This window comes from Alsobacter sp. P4_H11, from assembly GCF_056400925.1.
On sequence record NZ_JBFUKI010000007.1, the window covers coordinates 50,223 to 66,606 of the forward strand.

Annotated in this window: 13 protein-coding genes; 5 read left to right on the plus strand and 8 right to left on the minus strand. The window is 68.8% G+C overall.

Features of this window, described 5'->3' with window-relative positions:
• Positions 1-3: 3 nt before the first annotated feature.
• The 3 genes from AC1DSZ_RS13735 to AC1DSZ_RS13745 all read right to left on the minus strand — a co-directional run bounded on the left by AC1DSZ_RS13735 (position 4) and on the right by AC1DSZ_RS13745 (position 3,517).
• Positions 4-1,086 carry an ABC transporter ATP-binding protein gene (locus tag AC1DSZ_RS13735; RefSeq protein WP_476838918.1) on the minus strand — a complete coding sequence of 361 codons (1,083 nt, stop codon included), beginning with the start codon at positions 1,084-1,086 and terminating at the stop codon, positions 4-6.
• A complete protein-coding gene (gene glpD, locus AC1DSZ_RS13740; protein ID WP_476838919.1) occupies positions 1,083-2,621 on the minus strand; it encodes a glycerol-3-phosphate dehydrogenase in 1,539 nt (512 codons plus the stop codon). The genes AC1DSZ_RS13735 and glpD overlap by 4 nt, the downstream gene beginning before the upstream one ends.
• Before the next feature lie 95 nt (positions 2,622-2,716).
• Entirely contained in the window at positions 2,717-3,517 is an 801-nt protein-coding gene (locus tag AC1DSZ_RS13745) for a DeoR/GlpR family DNA-binding transcription regulator (RefSeq protein WP_476839162.1), read from the minus strand.
• Positions 3,518-3,646: 129 nt separating this feature from the next.
• On the opposite strand from AC1DSZ_RS13745, the gene AC1DSZ_RS13750 reads away from it, so the two are divergent.
• The gene (locus tag AC1DSZ_RS13750; protein ID WP_476838920.1) at positions 3,647-4,300 is read left to right on the plus strand and encodes a glutathione S-transferase family protein; all 654 of its coding nucleotides are present in this window, start codon (positions 3,647-3,649) and stop codon (positions 4,298-4,300) included.
• A 52-nt stretch (positions 4,301-4,352) separates the two neighbouring features.
• On the opposite strand, the gene AC1DSZ_RS13755 is transcribed toward AC1DSZ_RS13750, so the two are convergent.
• Complete coding sequence (locus AC1DSZ_RS13755) at positions 4,353-5,195, minus strand: 3-oxoadipate:acetyl-CoA acetyltransferase (protein ID WP_476838921.1); 843 nt, start codon at positions 5,193-5,195, stop codon at positions 4,353-4,355.
• A gap of 92 nt (positions 5,196-5,287) precedes the next feature.
• The gene (locus AC1DSZ_RS13760) at positions 5,288-7,654 is read right to left on the minus strand and encodes a methyl-accepting chemotaxis protein (RefSeq protein ID WP_476838922.1); all 2,367 of its coding nucleotides are present in this window, start codon (positions 7,652-7,654) and stop codon (positions 5,288-5,290) included.
• Between the two features lie 304 nt (positions 7,655-7,958).
• Between AC1DSZ_RS13760 and cpaB the strand changes: the two genes are divergently transcribed.
• Both cpaB and AC1DSZ_RS13770 read left to right on the plus strand, forming a co-directional pair.
• The gene (gene cpaB / locus AC1DSZ_RS13765) at positions 7,959-8,834 is read left to right on the plus strand and encodes a Flp pilus assembly protein CpaB (RefSeq protein WP_476838923.1); all 876 of its coding nucleotides are present in this window, start codon (positions 7,959-7,961) and stop codon (positions 8,832-8,834) included.
• A 3-nt stretch (positions 8,835-8,837) separates the two neighbouring features.
• Positions 8,838-10,475 carry a hypothetical protein gene (locus AC1DSZ_RS13770; protein ID WP_476838924.1) on the plus strand — a complete coding sequence of 546 codons (1,638 nt, stop codon included), beginning with the start codon at positions 8,838-8,840 and terminating at the stop codon, positions 10,473-10,475.
• A gap of 7 nt (positions 10,476-10,482) precedes the next feature.
• On the opposite strand, the gene AC1DSZ_RS13775 is transcribed toward AC1DSZ_RS13770, so the two are convergent.
• The 3 genes from AC1DSZ_RS13775 to AC1DSZ_RS13785 are packed head-to-tail and all read right to left on the minus strand — an operon-like array spanning position 10,483 to position 14,191.
• Positions 10,483-11,535, minus strand: a complete 1,053-nt coding sequence (locus tag AC1DSZ_RS13775; protein WP_476838925.1) for an ABC transporter ATP-binding protein — start codon at positions 11,533-11,535, stop codon at positions 10,483-10,485.
• The gene (locus tag AC1DSZ_RS13780) at positions 11,532-13,127 is read right to left on the minus strand and encodes an ABC transporter permease (protein ID WP_476838926.1); all 1,596 of its coding nucleotides are present in this window, start codon (positions 13,125-13,127) and stop codon (positions 11,532-11,534) included. Before AC1DSZ_RS13780 ends, AC1DSZ_RS13775 begins: the two co-directional genes overlap by 4 nt.
• 41 nt (positions 13,128-13,168) lie before the next feature.
• Positions 13,169-14,191 (minus strand): iron ABC transporter substrate-binding protein, encoded by a 1,023-nt coding sequence (locus AC1DSZ_RS13785; RefSeq protein ID WP_476838927.1) that lies wholly within the window; start codon positions 14,189-14,191, stop codon positions 13,169-13,171.
• Positions 14,192-14,665: 474 nt separating this feature from the next.
• Between AC1DSZ_RS13785 and AC1DSZ_RS13790 the strand changes: the two genes are divergently transcribed.
• Positions 14,666-14,938 carry a hypothetical protein gene (locus AC1DSZ_RS13790; protein ID WP_476838928.1) on the plus strand — a complete coding sequence of 91 codons (273 nt, stop codon included), beginning with the start codon at positions 14,666-14,668 and terminating at the stop codon, positions 14,936-14,938.
• The gene (locus AC1DSZ_RS13795) at positions 14,935-16,383 is read left to right on the plus strand and encodes an amidase (RefSeq protein WP_476838929.1); all 1,449 of its coding nucleotides are present in this window, start codon (positions 14,935-14,937) and stop codon (positions 16,381-16,383) included. The genes AC1DSZ_RS13790 and AC1DSZ_RS13795 overlap by 4 nt, the downstream gene beginning before the upstream one ends.
• Position 16,384: the final 1 nt, after the last annotated feature.

Below are 16,384 nucleotides of genomic sequence, written 5' to 3' on the forward strand. Positions count from 1 at the left end.
TCCTCACGCGGCCAGCGCGACATCGGCCGCGACGGCGCGGCCTGCCCGGTCGAACAGATAGAGCCGGCGTGGCTCCAGATAAACGGTGAGACGCGACCCCGGGTCGAGCCGCCGCACGCCGGGCACGAGGGCGACGAAGCGGTTCTGCCCGGCCTCGAGATGCACGTAGCTCTCCGACCCGGTGATCTCCACCACCGACACGGTTGCGGGCAGCGCGATCGGATGTTCGCCGGCGGGCTCCAGCGACAGGTGGTGCGCCCGGAACCCGACCATGTAGTCTCCGTCCGGCGCCGACGCGAACACGCCTGCGGCCGGGATCGGCGCTCCGCCTTCCAGCGTGACCTGCCCCGCCGCCTTGCGGGCCGAGACGACGTTCAACGGTGGGTCGGAGAACACCTGGGCGGTGACGAGATCCTGGGGGCGGCGATAGACCTCCGGCGTCGGGCCGAACTGGGTGACCCGCCCCTGATGCAGCGTCGCGGTGCTGCCGCCGAGCAGCAGCGCCTCGGAGGGCTCCGTGGTGGCGTAGACGAACACCGCGCCGGACTCGGCGAAGATGCGCGGCAGCTCCTCGCGCAGCTCTTCCCGCAGCTTGTAGTCCAGATTGGCCAATGGCTCGTCCAGCAGCACGAGACCGGCGTCCTTCACCAGCGCGCGCGCGATCGCGGTGCGCTGCTGCTGGCCGCCCGAGAGCTCCAGCGGCTTGCGCTTGAGGTAGGGCTCCAGCTTCAACAGCGCCGCCGCCCGCCGAACCTTGGCGTCCACCTCCGCGCCCCGGCCGGAGACGCGCAAGGGCGACGCGATGTTCTCGTAAACCGTCATGGACGGGTAGTTGATGAACTGCTGGTAGACCATCGCGACGTTGCGGCGCTGCACGGGCTGGCCAGTTACATCCACGCCGTCCACCAGGATGCGGCCGCGGGTTGGCGCATCGAGGCCGGCCATGAGCCGCATCAGCGATGTCTTGCCCGCCAAGGTGGCGCCGAGCAGCACGTTGAGCGAGCCATTCTCGAGGGCCATCGAGATCCCGTCGAGATGGGTCTCGGCTCCGACATCCTTGCCGACGCCTTCGAGGACGATGCTCATGGCGCGGCGACCCTCCTGGGCGTTCCGGTCGAAGCGCCGCTACGTTCGGCCATGAAGGCGCCGAGTTCCGCCTGCTGCCCCTTGTCGAGCCGCAGGCCGAGCTTGCTGCGTCGCCACAGGATGTCGGCGGGCTCCACCGCCCATTCCTCGTCCATCAGGTAGCGCACCTCGCGCTCCGTCAGGTCCGCCCCGAAGACGCGGCCGAGATCGGCCGGCCCATTCGCGCCCGCCAAAATTCGCTCGGCTCGCGTGCCATAGGCGCGCACAAGGCGCCGCGCCAGCCCGGCGTCCAGCCAGGGATGCCGCTTGCGCGTTTCGTCCACCAGCGCGGTGAAGCCGACGCGCGAGAAGTCGCCGCCAGGCAAGGGCGCGGTTCCGGTCCAGGAGGGTTTCGCGGCCGCCGGCAGGTGACCCTCGAGCTTGGCCAACGCAGCTTCGGCAAGGCGCCGGAACGTCGTGATCTTGCCGCCGAAAACGGACAGCAGCGGCGGCGATCCCTGCGGCGCGTCCAGCGTCAGCACATAGTCGCGCGTCGCTTCCTGGGCCTTGGACGCGCCGTCGTCATAGAGCGGCCGAACGCCCGAATAGGTCCACACCACGTCGTTCACCGCCACCGGCGCCTTGAAGTATTCGCTGGCGGCTTCGCAAAGGTATCGGATCTCGTCCGGGCTGGCCTGGACGTTGGTCGGATCGCCTTGAAAATCCTTGTCGGTGGTGCCGATCAGCGTGAAATCGCGCTCATACGGGATCGCGAAGATGATGCGGTTGTCGGCGTTCTGGAAGATGTAGCACTGCTCGCCCTCGAACAGCTTGCGCACCACGATGTGGCTGCCCTGGACGAGCCGCACGGCGGCCGGCGAATTGGAGCCGAGCGTCGCGTTGGCCACCTCCGCCACCCAGGGGCCGGCGGCGTTCACGAGCACGCGCGCATGCGTCGTCAGGCGCTCGCCTGTCGCGGCTTGGGTTTCAACCCGCCATAGCCCGTTCTCGCGTGTCGCCGACAGAACCCGCGTCCGGGTCCGGATCGAAGCGCCGCGTTCGGCCGCATCCTTGGCGTTCAGCACCACGAGGCGGGCATCCTCCACCCAGCAGTCCGAATACTCGAACGCGCGGGCGAATTCAGGCTTCAACGGCTGCCCAGCCGGATCGCGCGCCAGGTCGAGCGTGCGGGTGGCCGGCAGCAGCTTGCGGCCGCCGATCGTGTCGTACAGGAAAAGGCCGAGCCGCAGCAGCCAGGATGGCCGCAGCCCCGCATGGTGGGGCAGCACGAAGCGCAGCGGCCACACGATATGGGGCGCTATCCCCCAAACGACCTCACGTTCGGCCAAGGCCTCGCGCACCAGCCGGAACTCGTAATATTCGAGGTAGCGCAGGCCGCCATGGATGAGCTTGGTGGAGGCCGACGACGTGGCGCTGGCGAGATCGTGCTGCTCGAAGAGGACGACCGAAGCGCCCCGGCCGGCCGCGTCGCGCGCGATGCCGGTCCCGTTGACGCCACCGCCAATGATGGCGAGGTCGAACGTTTCGACGGTCACGCGCTGGCCTCCCGAAATCGGCTTCTCGATCGTTGGTTGCAGCCTAGGGATTGATCCTGTTGCGTGCAACGACAAAACGAAACCGAAAGCGAAAATCAGTCGAGCGGGTCAGAGGCGCCTTCCGGAGCCTCCGTAAGCGTCTCGATAAGCTGGATGGCCTCCCGGCTGCACAAATCGCGGAGCGAATCGTCTGGAACCCGGTCCGTCACGAACACGTCGACGTCGCGGAGATGCCCGATACGCACCGGCGCCGACCGCTCGAATTTGAGAGAGTCGGCGACGAGCATCACTTTGCGCGCATTTTCCATAATTGCGCGTGAAACTCGAACCTCCCGGTAATCGAAGTCCAGCAACGCCCCCTCGGGATCGATCGCGGACGTGCCGATCACCGCGTAATCCACCTTGAACTGCCCGATGAGGTCGATCGCCGCCGACCCGACGACGCCTCCGTCCGACCGCCGCACCGGCCCGCCCGCCACGATCACCTCGATCTTGGGATGCGGATACAGCAGCGTCGCCACATGGAGATTGTTGGTGATCACCAGCAGCCCGGCGTGGTTCTGCAGCTGGCGCGCCACCTCCTCGGTGGTGGTGCCGATGTTGATGAACAGCGAGGAGTTGTCCGGGATCATCGCGGCCGCGGCCCTGCCGATCGCCACCTTCTCGTCGTGGGCGATGAAACGGCGCGCCTCATAGGCCAGGTTCTCGACGCTGGAGGCCACCACCGCCCCGCCATGCACGCGCGACAGGATGCGCTGCTCGCACAGGTCGTTCAGGTCCTTGCGGATCGTTTGCGGGCTGACCTCGTATCGCAGCGCCAGGTCCTCGACGCTGACCCGCCCGCGCGTCCGCGCCAGCATGACAATTTCGTTTTGGCGGGGCGACAGCTGCAACATCGGGACGGGTCCGGCGAGGAAATGTGACGTTAGCGCGGGCTGAACGGGCGCGCCACTCGCGGGAGGCTTCTGGATCGCGGAAGCGCCTGCTAGGTGTTGACGTCGGGACGCCCCCGCCCGGAGACCGCCATGGCGCTGACGCTCTTTGCCCACCCCTTCTCGTCCTATTGCCAGAAGGTCTTGACGGCGCTCTACGAGAGCGACGTTGCGTTCGAGTACCGCTCGCTCGAAGACCCCGCCGCCGGCGCCGAGATGCGGGCGCTCTGGCCCTTCGGCAAGTTCCCGGTGCTGGTCGACGACGGCGAAACAGTGGCCGAATCCACCGCCATCATAGAGCACCTGGACAGGCGCCATCCCGGGCCCGCGCGGCTCATCCCGGCCGACCCCGAAGCCGCCCTCCGCGTGCGCTTTCTCGACCGGGTGTTCGACAATCACGTGATGACGCCGATGCAGAAGCCCGTCGCCGAATCTCTCCGGCCAGACCCGACGCGCCTCGACGAAACCCTGGAGGACTCGCGTCGCAAGCTGGACGTCGCCTACGCATGGCTGAACGACGCGCTCGTGGGCGACGCCTGGGCGGCCGGCGATGCATTCACGCTGGCGGATTGCGCCGCCGCGCCGGCGCTGTTCTACGCCGACTGGGTGCACCCAGTCGCGGAGCGCTACGGACGCCTGCGGGACTACCGCGCTCGCCTGCTGGAAAGGCCGAGCTTCGCGCGCTGCGTCGAGGAAGCGCGTCCGTTCCGCGGCTACTTCCCGCTCGGCGCGCCGGATCGGGACTGAGCGGGCCGCGCCATCTCGCCTTCGCGGCGCCAGGGCAGCTGAACGCCACGCGTCAAGCCGGCGTGCGCAATCCCAGGATCGCGCGCGCCTGCCGCCATGTTGCGACCGGGCGGCCGTGCCGCTCGCAGATGTCCGCGGCGCGCCGCACCAGCGCGGCGTTGGACGGCGCGAGGCGATCACGGTCGAGCCGGACATTGTCCTCCAGCCCGGTGCGCGTGTGGCCGCCGCGGGCGATCGACCATTCGTTCAGAACGAGTTGGTTGGCCCCGATCCCGGCTGCGCACCACAGCGCGTCGGGCGCCAACCTCCGCAACGTTTCGATGTAGATGTCGAGGATGCGCTCGTCCGCCGGCATGGCGTTCTTCACCCCCATGACGAACTGGACGTAGAGCGGGCCCTTCAGCCGCCCGTCCGCCTGCATGCGCGCAGCCTGCACGACATGGCCGAGATCGAAGGCCTCGATCTCGGGCTTCACGTCGTAGGCCAGCATCTCGGAGGCGAGCCAGTCCACCAGATCCGGCGGGTTCTCATAGACCCGCGTCGGGAAGTTGTTCGACCCCACGGCCAGCGAGGCCATGTCGGGCCGCAGCGGCAGCATGCCGCCGCGCTCGCGCCCCGCGCCCGAGCGGCCGCCGGTGGAGAGCTGCACGATTATGCCGGGGCAATGCCGCTCGATGCCCTCCTTCAGCCGTGCGAACCGGTCGGGGTCGGAGGTCGGCTTGCCGGCGTCGTCGCGCACGTGGCAATGCGCGATGGAGGCTCCCGCCTCGAAAGCCTCGTGGGTGCTCTCCACCTGCTCGGCGATCGTGATCGGAACCGCCGGGTTGTTCTCCTTGGTGGGCAGCGATCCGGTGATCGCCACCGCGATGATGCAGGGGTTGTCAGCAGGCGACATGGCGGTCCTCGTCCGGCGATTAACCTCCCCGGACTATCGCGCCGTCAGCCGAAGCCGCAAGGTCCTATCGCGACTCACGCCCTTGGCTTGCGTCAGCCCCGCCGTCCGCCGGCGGCCACGAGCCTGGGGGCTGGCTCCCGCATGGGAGCCTCAAAGGCGCCGCCTCGCCCGCCACGCACCTGGAACGCCGACACGAGGTCGTTGAGACGCTGGATCTGTCCGGCGAGCGACGCCGCCGAGGCGGCGCTCTCCTCGGCCAGCGCGGCGTTCTGCTGCGTCATCTCGTCCATGTGCGCGACCGCCTGGCTCATCTCGTCGATGCCGTTGGCCTGCTCGGCCGCGGCGGTCGAGATCTCAGTGACGGTGGTGGCCACCCGCTGCGACGCTCCGACGATCTTGCCGAGCGCCTCGCCGGCGGAACGCACCAGCGTCACGCCCTTGGCGACCTCCTGCGTGGAGGTGCTGATCAGCGCCGTGATGTCCTTGGCGGCGTGGCTGGAGCGCTGCGCCAGGGTGCGCACCTCGGAAGCCACCACCGCGAAGCCCTTGCCGGCCTCGCCGGCCCGGGCCGCCTCGACGGCCGCGTTCAGGGCGAGGAGGTTCGTCTGGAATGCGATGTCGTCGATCACCGAGGTGATGTCCGTGATCTTGGCCGAGGCCGCCTCGATGCTCTCCATGGCGATGATCGCGTCCCGCACGATGGAGCCGCCCTCTTCGGCGACTGCCTTGGCCTCGTCGGCGAGATCGACGGCCTGCCGCGAAGAGGCCGCCGACGCCTTCACGGATGCGGCGAGTTCCTCGGTGGTGGCGGCCGTCTGCTCCAGCGAGGAAGCCTGCTCCTCGGTCCGGCGCGAGAGGTCGTCCGCGCCGGCGTTGATCTCCTGGGCCGAGTTGCCGCTCTCCACGGCCGTGTTCTGGATGGTCGCGACCGTATCGGACAGGCGCTCGATGGTGCCGTTCAGGGCGTCCTTCAGTTCGCCGAAGCGGCCGTTATAGGTGGTTTGGACCTGATGGGTCAGGTCACCCTGCGCCAGCCCGTCGAGCACGCGCGCGAACTCCTCCGTGGCGTCGTTCACGAGCCTGTTGATCTCGTTCACGCCGTCCACGAGGTCGCGCATCGGCCCCGTGATCGTGCCCGCATCGGCGCGGCCGGAAAAGTCGCCGTCGCGCGCCGCCGCCACGATCTTGGCGACCTCGCGCACCACCGCCTGAACGCGCGCTGCCTGTTCGGCGTCCGCGAAATGCGCGGTCTCCCGCTCGATCCGGCTGGCGTCCAGCGCCAGGGCGTTTTGCCGATAAGCCTCCAGCGCCGTGCTGAGGGCCCCGACTTCGTCAGGGCAAGGGGCGACCGGGACCTTTTGGTCGAACTTGCCGCCCTGCATCACGTCCAGCGCGCCTTTCAGCGACACCAGCGGGGTCGCGATGCGGCGCTGCACGCCGCGCCAGGTGAGCCCGGCCATCAGCATGAGACCGAGAAACAGGCCGCCCAGCGCAATCGAGTTGCGGGTCTCTTCGGCCAGGCGCGCCTGCGTGAAGGCCTGCATGCCATCCAGGGACTCCTGCACGGCGGCCAGGATCGGAACGAAGGGCGCGTTGCAAAGCCGGGTCCACTCCTCGGCGGCCACCACCGGGCCGGAGCCCGATCCGAGCTTCCCGAGCGCCTCGTCGATGCGCTTGTTGGCGCCTTCCACGGCCGCCGCCATGGCGTCGACCTTTCCGGCGAGTGACGGCGAAACGCCCGCGCGGGCGCTGAGCTGCCGCAACTGGCTGACGCCTGCTCCCGCCGCGCCGCGCGCTTCGCCGAGCGCGCGCCACTGCGCCGGCTCGAGCGCCTTGCCGGACGCGATCGATGACCGGAGCAGCGAGCAGGTGGAGCCGTAGGACGAACGCACCCGCCAACCGGCCTGCTTGAAGGCCTGCAGGTCGGCCAGCACCGGGTCGCCGAGCCGCACCGCGTTCGAGGTGGCGTCGGAGGCCTTCACGAGAGCGCCCTCGACGTCGCCGACGGCGTTGTACCAGGGCATCGTGGGCGCGAGACTGCGCTGCGCCTTGGGCTTTGCCCCCTCCGCGTAGACGCTCGGCATCAAGGCGGCCGCGCCCTTGGCGGCGGCCTCGACGGCGGCGACCAGCACGGCCCGATCCGGCAGGTCCGTCTGCGCCAGCCGGCTCGTCGCGGCCGCGATATCGGCGGCGTTCGCCTGCTCGACCTTCTCGATGGTGGAGCGCGGATCGTCCGCGACCTGGATGGCGGTCTGCGCCTGCCCGCGATTGGTCCGGATGGTGTTGCCGGTCAGAAGCACGGCCTGGTCGGCCGCCACCAGCTCGGCGAGCCGCCGGTTCTCCCGCATGTCGTGAATGGCGTCGACCGCCAGGTAGCCGACGGCGCCGAGCGCCGGGAGGCTGAGGCACGCCATGGTGGCCAGCAGGTAGCCGCGGACGGAAGTCGGGAACAGGTTCACGGGCGAGCTATCCTGGCTTGGCCGGCGGGCGCCGGCGTCGACGAAAAAAGAAGCTCAACCTCGGCCGAGAACCTTAAAATTCTCCTCAAATTGCAGCTTACGCGTGTGTTTCTTCTTCACCGCGCGTCAGGTGGCCACTCAGAAAGACGCGCGGCGCGGCCCGCCAAGTCGAGCTTTACATGCGCCACCGCGCTTCAATGCCCGGAAACTTGGCTCATCTAAAAAACGAAAGATTTCCGTAACACGATCAACTCAGCCCTCGTGATGATGTCCTGCGAACACGATCGATGCGGGGCCGCGTCTCATGCAGGGCAGAGTAGTCACGATGCTGGTTTTGGCGGTTCTGGCCGGAGGCGCCTCCGTCGCGATCGGCCGCAGCATCATCCAGTCACGCTTCGCCGCAAACTCGCGGGTCGCGCAAATCGTCGCCCCGCGCGCGCCGGAGTTCAAGACTATCGTGGTCGCCGCCAAGCCGCTGCGCTACGGGGCCGAACTCTCGACCGGTGGGCTGCGGGAAATTCCCTGGTCGGGCGACGACCTGCCCCCCGGCGCTTTCCCGACTGTGAAGGCCTTGCTGGCCGGCGGCAAGCGCGTGGTTCTTTCCGCGCTGGAGCCGAACGAACCCGTGCTGGCCGGCAAGATCACCGGCTCGGGCCAGCGCGGCACGCTCTCCAACCTGCTCGACGAAGACATGGGCGCCGTCACGGTGCCGGTGAACGAAGTGGTGGGTGTCGGCGGCTTCGTGCTCCCGGGCGATCGTGTCGACGTGTTCCTGTCGCGGCAGCCTCGCCTTGGCGAAAACGGCGGCCAGCCGCAGCAGGCCTTCTCGGACGTCGTGCTGCAAAACGCCCGCGTGCTGGCGGTCGGCCAGTTGGCGGATGACAAGACCGACAAGCCTTCGATCGTCAACGCCGTCACGCTGGAGGCCAACCAGGCGGACGGCCAGAAGCTCGCGCTGGCCGCCAGCGTCGGCAGCCTCAGCCTCATGCTGCGCAAGTCCGGCGACACGAGCGAGCGGCCGAGCCGCCGCCTGTCCTCGTCCGACCTCGGCCGCCAGACCAACAACGCGGACGCAGCCGTCACCATCCGGGTGACGCGCGGGACACAGCGCGCCGAATACTCGGTGCCGGGCGGCGGCCCGCCCCTGGCGAGCGGCAGCCGGGTCGCCTCGGCGCCCTGAGCCATGCGCCTGCTTCGACGCTTCGCGCGCGCCGAGGACGGCGTTCTCGCGCCCATTCTGGCGTTTGCGCTGCTACCGCTCGCCGCCATCGTGGGCGTGGCGGCGGACTACACGGCCCTCGCTCGCCTCCATGACCGGCTGCAGCTGAGCACGGACGCGTCCAGCCTGCCGCTGTGCAAGGCCTCGGCTGCTCTGTCGGCCGATCAGCTGCGCGCCATCGCGCAGCGCATCCTCGACACCAACATGGGCGTCGGCGCGGCAACCGCGGACACGCCGGTCGTGGTGGAGGCGCCACGCTCCGTGTCCCTCACGGCGCGGGCCGACTACAAGGTTCTCTTCTCGGGGCTGATCGGCGCCACCACGGTGCCGCTGTCCGCCAGTTCCACCTGCTCGGCCAACGAGCAGGATTTCGAAGTCGCGCTGGTGCTCGACAACACCGGCTCGATGGCGAACTCCAGCAACGGCGTCACCAAGATCGCCGCGCTGAAGCAGGCCGCCACCGACTTCGTGACCTATCTGGCGGGCTCCACCGCGCTGAGCGGCCATCTGCGCCTCTCGCTCGTGCCGTTCTCCGCCGCCGTCGCGGTCGACCCCGCGACGCCCGGGCTCGTGAATTCCATCGACATGGCCGGCCAATCGAGCCTGCACTGGCCCAACGTGTCGAACGCCGGCGCGTCGGGCTTCGCCAATCGCCTCGACATCTTCGCCAAGCTCGCCCCCAAGGCGACCGACTGGGCCTGGGCGGGCTGCTTTGAATCCTTGCCCTACCCGCGCAACGTCCAGGACGGCAAGCCGGACGCCGCCGATCCCGACAGCTTCCTGGTGCCGATGTTCGCCCCCGACGAGGCCGGCAATGGCGGCTCCACCAGCCACACGGAAAAGAGCAGCGGCAAAAACCAGAGCACGCCGAACAGCTACATCGACGACGCCACCTCGGCGACCGGCTGCAGCACCACCCCGAACGATGATGCGACGCGCATGCTGCGCGCCTGCAAATACGCCAAGCCGACCAATGCCGACAGCGCCGGCGACCGCGGGCCCAACTGGATGTGCCGGTCGCGCCCGCTGACCCGGCTCACCGCCGACACCAACAAGATCATCGCCGAAATCGCCGCCATGCAGGCCAACGGCAACACCAACATCCACGAAGGCGTGGCCTGGGGCTGGCGCACCCTCTCGCCGCTCAGCATCTTCGGCGACGGCGCGGCCTACACGAAGCAGGCCAACAACAAGATCATGGTCCTGATGACGGACGGGATGAACACCTGGACGGCCAACTCCGGCAACTCGGTGCTGAAGTCCTATTACTCCGCCTATGGCTATTTCCGGAACGCGGACGGCAGCACGCCCAACAGCCGCCTGCCGCCGGCCAACGCCAATCCGAGCACGGACGCCACCGCCCGCGCCGCCATGGACGCGCTGACCCGCGAGGCCTGCCAGAATGTCCGCGCGGCCGGCATCAAGATCTACACGGTCGGGTTCAGCATCCCGACCGACCCGATCGACGCGTTGGGCCTGCAGCTGCTGAAGGACTGCGCGGGCGTGGCCAGCCAAGCTTTCGTGGCTACCGACTCGGCGGCCCTGATCGCGGCGTTCCAGGCCATCGGCCAAGGGATCGGACGCTTGCGGTTGAGCAAGTAGCCGCGGCTCAGAACACGTGCGCCTCGCCGCCCACGAGCAGGTGCACGAGGTCGCCCGGCTTGGGAGCGCCGAAGCTCGGCAGCTTGAGCGCGAGCTGCAGCGCCTGGTCGGCGATCTCCACCACGATGGCGCAGTCGGCGCCTTCGAAGCGCACGGTCTTCACGGTCGCCGGGATGGAGCGGCCGTCACGGCCGACCGGAGACGGCTGCGCGGCGTGGAGCAGCACTTGCTCGGGCCGCAGCATCACGTCCACGGCGCCGGTCTTGCCCTCCGTGTCGGCCGGAATGCGTCCCAGCGCGCAATCCACGAAGCCTTCGCCCGCGCGCGCTGGCAGGAGGATCGCCTTGCCGAGAAACACCGCGGTCTCGCGCGTGAGCGGGCGGAGGTACAGCACGTCCGGCGGCCCAACCTGGGCGAACTCGCCGTGCCGGATCACCGCCACCTGGTCGGCGAAGGACAGCGCCTCAGCCTGGTCGTGCGTCACCAGGATGCTGGCGATCCCGGCCGCCTCCAGCGCATGCGCGACGACCTCGCGCACGTTCTGGCGCAAACTGGCGTCCAGCGCCGAGAAGGGCTCGTCGAGCAGCATCAACCGAGGCCGGCACGCCAGCGCCCGGGCCAGCGCCACGCGCTGCTGCTGCCCGCCCGAGAGCTGGTGCGGACGCCGGCTCGCGAGCGAGCGGCTCAACTCCACAGCGTCCAGCAGTTCGCCGATGCGTTGGTCACGGCTCCCGCTCAGCTCCTTGGGCAGGCCGAAGCCGATATTGTCGGCGATGTCGAGATGCGGAAACAGCGCGCCGTCCTGCGACACGATGCCGATGCCGCGCTTGTGGGCCGGGATGATGCGCGGCCCCTTGGCGAGCAGTTCGTCGCCGAACGCGATCGTGCCCTCGTCCGGCGCCTCGAAGCCCGCCACGAGCCGCAGCAGCGTCGACTTGCCGGAGCCGGACGCGCCCACCACGGCCGTGCGGCTGCCGGCCGCGACGTCGAGATCGACGCCGCCCAGCGCCACGACATTGCCGTACCGCTTCACCAGCCCGCGGATGCGAAGATCGCTCATCGGCCGGCGATCCGTCGCGACTGGGCATGCAGGATGATGGTCAAGGGCAGCGACGCGATGATCATCATGGCGGCATAAGGCGCCGCCGCCGCATAGTCGATCTCGCCGGTCAGCGACCAGAACGCGGTCGCGAGCGTGCGCACGCCATTGGGCGCGAGCATGAGCGTCGCCGTCAGTTCGGTGGCTGCGCCCAGGGACACGAGCACGATGCTGGCGGCGGCGCCCGGCGCCGCGAGGCGTAGCGTCACGGACGAGACAGCCTGGAAGGGCGTGCGCCCCAGCGCCATGGCGGCCTGCTCCAGTTCCACCGGGGCCTGCGCGAGGCTCGGGCGCAGTCCCGCCATCGCGCGCGGCAGGAACAGGAGCGCGTACGCGATCATGACGGTGAACATCGTCTGGTAGAGCGGCAGAGCCACCTGGACGGTGATCCACACCAGCGCGAGCCCGACCACGACGCCCGGCAGCGAGCCGACATAATAATGGCAGGCCTCAAGGATGCGTTGCGTCCGGCCGGGCGACCGCACCGATATCCAGGCCATCGGCGCGGCCGCCACGGTGGTCAGCAACGCTCCTGCGAGCGACAGCAGCATCGTCTCGCCCAGCGCCGAGAAAACGCCCGCAGTCCAGACCGCGCCGCCGCCGACAGTGAGCCAGCGCAGGATCATGCCGCACGGAACCCCGATGGCGAGCACGCCAAGCATCGTCAGGCCCGCCAGCGCCGGCCATTTGAACGCCCCCAGGTCGCGCCGGGCCGCGATGCGGGCGGCGCCGGACCCGATCCGGGCGTAGCGCTCCTGCCCGCGCAGGACCACGTCCAACCCGATGAGGCCGACGCAGGCCAGCACCAGAACGCCGCCCAGCATGTTGGCGGCCGCCGCGTTATAGGCCGACTGGAACTGGTCCATGATCGCTGTCGTGAAGGTGTCGAAGCGGATCAGCGCGTAAAGGCCGTACTCGGACAGGAGATGCAGCGCGACCAGGAGGGCGCCGCCGCTGATGCCGAGCCGCAGTTGCGGCAGCACCACCCGAAAGAATACCTGCCAGGGCCCCAGCCCCATCGAGGCCGCCGCATCCTCCTGGGCCGGATCGAGCCGCCGGATCTGGGCGGCGATCGGCAGGTAAAGGAACGGCGAATAGGCCAGCACCGATATTAGGGCGGCGGCCGGAAGGCCGTGGAAGCTCGGCGCCACGGTCGTCCAGGCGTAGCTCTGCACGAAGGCCGGGATCGCCAGCGGGGCGACGGCCAGCCACGACCAGAATGGCGCGAATGGCAGGTTCGTCCGCTGCGTCAGCCACGCCGTCGCGAGCGCGACCACGATCGCGGGCGGCAGCACGCAAAGCTCGAGCAGCGCCGTGTTCCACAGCAGCTCCGCCACCCGCACCCGGACGACGAGGTGAAACGCCGCGTCCCAGCCCGTCTGGTAGGCGATCCAGCCGACGAACCCCATCGGCAGCAGCGACAGGGCGGCGACCAGCGCGGCGAACGCCAAAACCGGACCGTTGCGGGTCCGGCTCAGGCGGCCGAGAGGTTCGCGTCGGGCCCCGGCTTGCGGTTCAAACGCAGCCAGGGCCTGGGGAGTGGATATGGACATGTCACCAGTGTCGCGTGAGCGCCCTGCGGGCTGCGCGGCCCTTATAGCAGGCCAGCGGCCGTCATCATCTCCGTAACCTTGCGACTGTTCAGGTTGGCCGGATCGACCTTCGGGGCCTGCAAGTCCTGCAGGGGCACGAGCTTGTCGTTGGAGGCCGCGCCCTTGCTCACCGCATACTCATAGGAGTTGCCGGTGCGCAGGATGTCCTGCCCGCCCTTGCCGACGATCCACTTCAGGAAGGCCTGCGCCTCCTCGGGATGCTTGCTGGTCTTCAGCACGCCGCCGCCCGAGATGGACACGAACGCGCCCGGGTCCTGGTTGCGGAAGTAATGCGTGCCCACATTGGCGCTGTTTTCGCCGGTCTTCGCCTGGTCGCCATAGTAGTAGTAGTGATAGATCACCGCGCCTTCGACCTCGCCGGCGTTGACGGCCTTCATGGCGGCGCTGTTGCCGCGATAAGCCACCGCGTTCTGCTTCATGGCGTTGAGCCACTGCTGCGTCGCCTGCTCGCCCTTGAGCTCCAGCATGGCGCTCACGATGGCCTGGAAGTCAGCGCCGGCCGGCGACGCGGCCCAACGGCCCTTCCACTGCGGCTCGGCCAGCTCGGCGAGCGAACGCGGCAGCTTGTCGGCCCCGAGCTTGCGCTTGTCGTACACGAACACGGTGGAGCGCGCCGCGATGCCGACCCAGCGCCCATGCGACGGCTTGAACGTGTCGGGCGTAAGCGCCAGCGTGTCGGCCGGAACCGGCGCGAACAGCCCGGCGCCGTCCACGAGCGTCATCGCGGGCGAGTTCTCGGTCAAAAACACGTCGGCGGGCGAATTCGCGCCTTCCTGGACGATCTGGTTGCCGAGCTGGGTGTCGCCGCCGTTGCGCAGCGTCACCTTGATCCCGGTCTCCTTGGTGAAAGCCTCGGCCCAGGCCTGCGTCAGGCTCTCATGCTGGGCATTGTAGACCACGATCGATTTCGCTTGCGTCTGCGCGGCCGCCGGGGAGCTCAGGCTCGTGAACGTGGCAGCTCCGACGAACAGCGCCGACAGCAAGGGGAATGCAAAAGACTTCATGGACCACCCAGTCAAGGTTGAGCGTACTGAACCAACGAGGCGCTGTAATAACGATCGAAAATTGGTTGTCAAAAGAAAGATGTTCTTCTGTAACATTTCTAAACTGCAGTTTGGTTTCGCTCTAAAGTAAGCAACGATACAGCAGGTCGCCGATGTGAAATACCGCTGCCTCCGCGGGCCTCCTCGCACCAGGCGCCAAGAATTGGGAGCACGCGCCCGACAGGCGCAGCGCGAGACGATCCCGCGTTAAAAACGCAGGTGGGGGCGCACGGGCGGGCTACCCTGCATAACAAACGCCCAAATTTTTGCGAACTGTCCTAAGCCATCATCACGAATGGATCATTTTGCGCCCGTTTGGCCGAAAGCTACGGCGCCGCTTGCCGGAAATTGCTGCACAACTCCAGGTTGACACCCCTAGGGTGACGTGAAACCGTTATACGTGACTATTACAGTTCACGGTTGCGGAACACGATCATGGCTCCCAATTCGCCGGGCGATGCGGACGGGAAAGCGCCCCGAAGTGGCTACCCGGCCCCTGACGACGCCACGCTCAAGGCGCTGTGCCGCAAGCAGGAGGACGTTCTGAAAACGCTCTTCGGCGACGCCCTGACCGAGCTCCAGATCGCCGAGATGAAGCTCAGCCTCAGCGTGCAGATTGCCAACTGCGACGCTCTCCACAGGTTCGCGCTCAACAACGCCGACGAGCCCGCATTCATGTTCGGCGCCACCGCGGGTCAGCTGTCTTGAACAGCGGAGACATCGCGTTCCTGTCGATCCGCGAATTGGGCGCGCTGCTCCGCGGTGGCGACGTCACGCCGCTCGATCTGGCGCGCATCTACCTGGAGCGCCTCAACGGCGTTGGCCGCGAGATCCGTGCGGTCGTGACCGTGCTGGACGACGTCGCGCTGCGCGAGGCCCGCCTCGCCACCGAGGAACTCGCCGCCGGGCTCGATCGCGGCCCGCTGCACGGCATCCCGTATGGGCTGAAGGACATCATCGCCGCCACGGGCGCGCCTACCACCTGGGGCGTCTTCGCCGACCAGCGCTTCGAGCGCGAGGCGACCGTGGTGACCCGGCTGCGGAACGCCGGCGCGGTGCTGGCCGCCAAGCTCGCCACGATCGAGATCGCGGGCGGCATGGGCTACGACAACCCGGACGCGTCCACGACGGGGCCTGCCGCGAACCCGTGGGACACGGGCTGCTGGACCAGCGGCTCGTCGAGCGGCCCCGCCGGCGCGGTGAGCGCGGCCGCGGTTCCGTTCGCGATCGGCAGCGACACCAGCGGTTCAATTTTGTTTCCGGCCGCCTTCACGGGCACGGCGGGGCTGCGGGCCACCTATGGCCGCGTCAGCCGCGCCGGCGCGATGACGCTGTGCTGGACGCTGGACCGTCTCGGCCCGATGTGCCGCACGGCCGACGATTGCGGCCTCGTTCTGGAAGCCATCGCGGGCCCCGACCCGCGCGACCGCTCCAGCCTGACGCAGCCCTATGCTTACAATCGCTCCAGCCCGCGCCGCGAGGGCTTCCGCTTCGCCGTGGTGGACGGCTGCCTCGACGGCGCCGAGCCCGAGGTCGCCGAGAACTTCGAGCGCTCGCTCGCCATCCTGCGCGAGATCGGAACGGTCGAGACCGTGGAGCTGCCCGATTATCCCTACGGAGCCGTCACGCAGACCATTTCGTCGGCGGAGGCCTACGCGGCGTTCGACGAGTTCATCGCCAGCGGCCGCATCGTGGAGCTGAAGGCCCGCAAAGCCGCGGGCCATCGCCTGGCCGCCGCCGTGCTGCCGGCGCACGACTATATCCGCGCCCAGCGCATCCGCCGGCTCCTCGCCGATGACGTCGCGGCGTTCACGGGGCGCTACGACGCCCTGCTGGCGCCCTCGCTCGGCGTCGTCGCCACGCCAGTGGACGAGGATTTCGAATACGGCCTGCCGCGCGCGTCCGGACGCCGATCTCTGAACCTCGCTGGCGTGCTGGCGGGCACGCCGACGGTCTCCATCCTGAATGGCTTCGGCGAAGGCGGATTGCCGACCGGCATCCAGTTCGCGGGCGCGCCGCTGGCCGAGAACGCCATCCTGGACGCCGCCTGCGCGCTCGAGCAGCGGCTGGGGCTGAGCGCGATGCGGCCTCCGCTCACCTCCCCGGGCAAGGTCCGCCAGGCCGGTGACGCCGGCCAAGCGGGAGCGGCCTGAC